We start from the raw sequence: 2603 nt of genomic DNA on the forward strand, positions 1-2603 counted from the left end.
ACTTATCGTCTCTCTTTGATTTACTTATCCCAAGAATAGCATAGGCATTTTCACCTGTAATACCCGTGTATCGAAATTGTGTCTGCCCTGTTAAATAAAAATATCTTTCTGGTAAAATTCTAAAAGGACCAATATAATCAACATCAATTTTTTCTAATTGAAATTTTAGAGCTAAATTTTCAATGGTATTTTTTTCGATAAGTTTAGTAGGAATAAATCCTTTAAATTTACATTCATATAGTTTTTTACTACTAGCGTCAAAATATCCATCATCCTTAAGTTCAAGTTCAAATTGCTGTGTATCATCTTTATATTTCCATTGAATAATATCTAGTCCATAGCCTTCAACTTTTTTCAGCAAACCAATTTCTACTTGTACATTATTCTCAAATACAATCTTAAAATTCAAGGGAATTCCACCTGAATTATTACCAAAAAATAAATTATCAAACTCTCCACCCAATTCTACTCCATTGTTCTGCAACAGTAACGGTTCGTCGAAATTACCCATAAGTGAGTTTTCAAACAATGTAAATAGTTTGGCGATAGAACTTTTTCCAGAACTATTTTTGCCAATCAAAATAGTAACTGGCTTTAATTGCATTGTTTGCTTTTCATAAAATGCTTTGTAATTTTGAAATGAAATAGATTTGATTTTCATGATTTTCACTTATTCAATTCATATTCAGGACTTGGCTATGTAGCAGCTCCATTATGCTTATTATAGAATATGATTCACCGATCGCAAAATACTCAAAGCCACAGCCTCCGCTACCTTAATCCCATCAATCCCCGCCGAAAGAATTCCCCCTGCATAACCTGCCCCCTCACCAGCCGGATAAAGCCCTTCGGTATTTAAACTCTGATAATCCTCCTTCCGTTTAATTCTAATTGGTGAAGATGTGCGCGTTTCCACGCCAGTTAAAACTGCATCATCCATCGCAAAACCTTTAATCTTTTTATCAAAAGCGGGAAGTGCTTCGCGGATGGCTGCGATCGCATAATCTGGTAAACTTTGACTCAAATCTGTCATCACCACCCCCGGCGTATAAGACGGATGGACTTTCCCTAGCTCCGTAGAAGGGCGATTAGCCAAAAAATCACCGACTAATTGCCCCGGTGCATCATAGCTCCCCCCACCTAACTCAAAAGCCTGTGCTTCTAAGCGACGTTGAAAGGCAATTCCTGCCAAAGGATTGCAGGGATAATCTTCTGGTGTAATCCCAACAACAATCCCACTATTTGCATTTCTTTCATTGCGAGAATATTGGCTCATCCCATTAGTAACTACCCTCCCTATTTCTGAGGTTGCTGCTACGACTAAGCCACCTGGACACATGCAGAAACTATAGACTGAGCGACCATTTTGGCAGTGATGAACTAGTTTATAATCTGCTGCACCTAAAATCTTATTCCCAGCATAATCACCGAAACGACAACTATCGATTATAGGCTGGGGATGTTCAATTCTAAAGCCAATGGAAAAGGGTTTAGCCTCAATATAAACTCCGCGATCGAATAACATTTGAAAGGTATCGCGGGCACTATGCCCCACGGCAAGAACTATATAATTGCTAGGAATATATTCTCTATTAGCTAAGGTAACTCCCTGAACTCTTCTATTTTCAATATGGATATCTTCCACCCGACTTTGAAAGCGGATTTCTCCACCTAATGATTGAATTTTTGCCCGCATATTTTGGACAATACCCACCAGCTTGAATGTCCCAATATGTGGTTTATTAATATAAAGTATTTCTGGAGATGCTCCCGCATTAACAAGTTCCGTCAACACCTTGCGCCCATAATGTTGAGGATCTTTAACTTGACTGTAGAGTTTACCATCGGAAAAAGTACCTGCGCCACCTTCGCCAAACTGAGCATTAGATTCTGGGTTAAATTCTATTTTTCTCTTCCAAAAGCCAAAAGTGTCAACAGTGCGATCGCGGACTGCTTTTCCTCGTTCTAAAATTATCGGACGGAATCCCATTTGTGCCAGGATTAACCCCGCAAACATCCCACAAGGACCAGTACCAATTATAATGGGACGAGTCATCAAATTGCTAGGCGCTTGTCCTACATAGCGATAAGTCATGTCTGGGGTAACCATGACATGAGGATCTTTTTTGAAACGCTCGATAAGCTGTTTTTCCTGGGTTGTTTCTATATCGATAATATAGACAAGGAGGATATCTGTTTTTTTCCGGGCATCGTAGCTCTGTTTAAAGATAGAATAACTAATTAACTCTTCGGAAGGGAGCTGCAATTTTTTGAGGATGGCGGTTTTGATCGCATCGACAGGATGATCTAGTGGGAGTTTTATTTCTGTTAGTCTTAACATAATCAGTAAAATTAATATGGGATTAACTGACAGATCGGCATTTTATTATAGCGGTTTTCTCTTGTCTCAAGTACACCATAAAAATCCCGAAGCTGAAGCACCAGTTAAAGAGCCAATTTTAGCAATTTCCCTGTGGAATCAATCTGATGGTGTGGGTTTTTTGGTGTGGGGTATGGGGTATGGGGTGTGAAGGTATACAAATTAAATGCAGATTGCAGGTTTATGAAGTACGCCTCAGAAACCCGGTTTCTTTGAGAAACCG

At 39.0% G+C, this 2603-nt stretch carries 3 protein-coding genes; 1 reads left to right on the top strand and 2 read right to left on the bottom strand.

The genetic code is table 11. The features are described 5' to 3' along the window. Together NJ959_RS28355 and NJ959_RS28360 are read right to left on the bottom strand one after the other, a co-directional pair. The coding region (locus tag NJ959_RS28355; RefSeq protein ID WP_254015108.1) for an AAA family ATPase at positions 1-661 on the bottom strand (661 nt) is incomplete at its 3' end. A gap of 60 nt (positions 662-721) precedes the next feature. Beyond that, the gene (locus tag NJ959_RS28360; RefSeq protein WP_254015109.1) at positions 722-2341 is read right to left on the bottom strand and encodes an NAD(P)/FAD-dependent oxidoreductase; all 1620 of its coding nucleotides are present in this window, start codon (positions 2339-2341) and stop codon (positions 722-724) included. A 16-nt stretch (positions 2342-2357) separates the two neighbouring features. On the opposite strand from NJ959_RS28360, the gene NJ959_RS28365 reads away from it, so the two are divergent. Next, a complete protein-coding gene (locus tag NJ959_RS28365; protein WP_254015110.1) occupies positions 2358-2531 on the top strand; it encodes a hypothetical protein in 174 nt (57 codons plus the stop codon). Positions 2532-2603: the final 72 nt, after the last annotated feature.

Origin of the sequence: Limnofasciculus baicalensis BBK-W-15 (genome assembly GCF_024178385.1) — a bacterium.
Lineage (GTDB): Bacteria > Cyanobacteriota > Cyanobacteriia > Cyanobacteriales > Coleofasciculaceae > Limnofasciculus > Limnofasciculus baicalensis.

Excerpts from the sequence above, each read along its gene's own strand:
- NJ959_RS28360 (WP_254015109.1), bottom strand. The coding sequence starts at position 2,341 with ATGTTAAGACTAACAGAAATAAAACTCCCACTAGATCATCCTGTCGAT.
- NJ959_RS28365 (WP_254015110.1), top strand. The coding sequence starts at position 2,358 with ATGGGATTAACTGACAGATCGGCATTTTATTATAGCGGTTTTCTCTTG.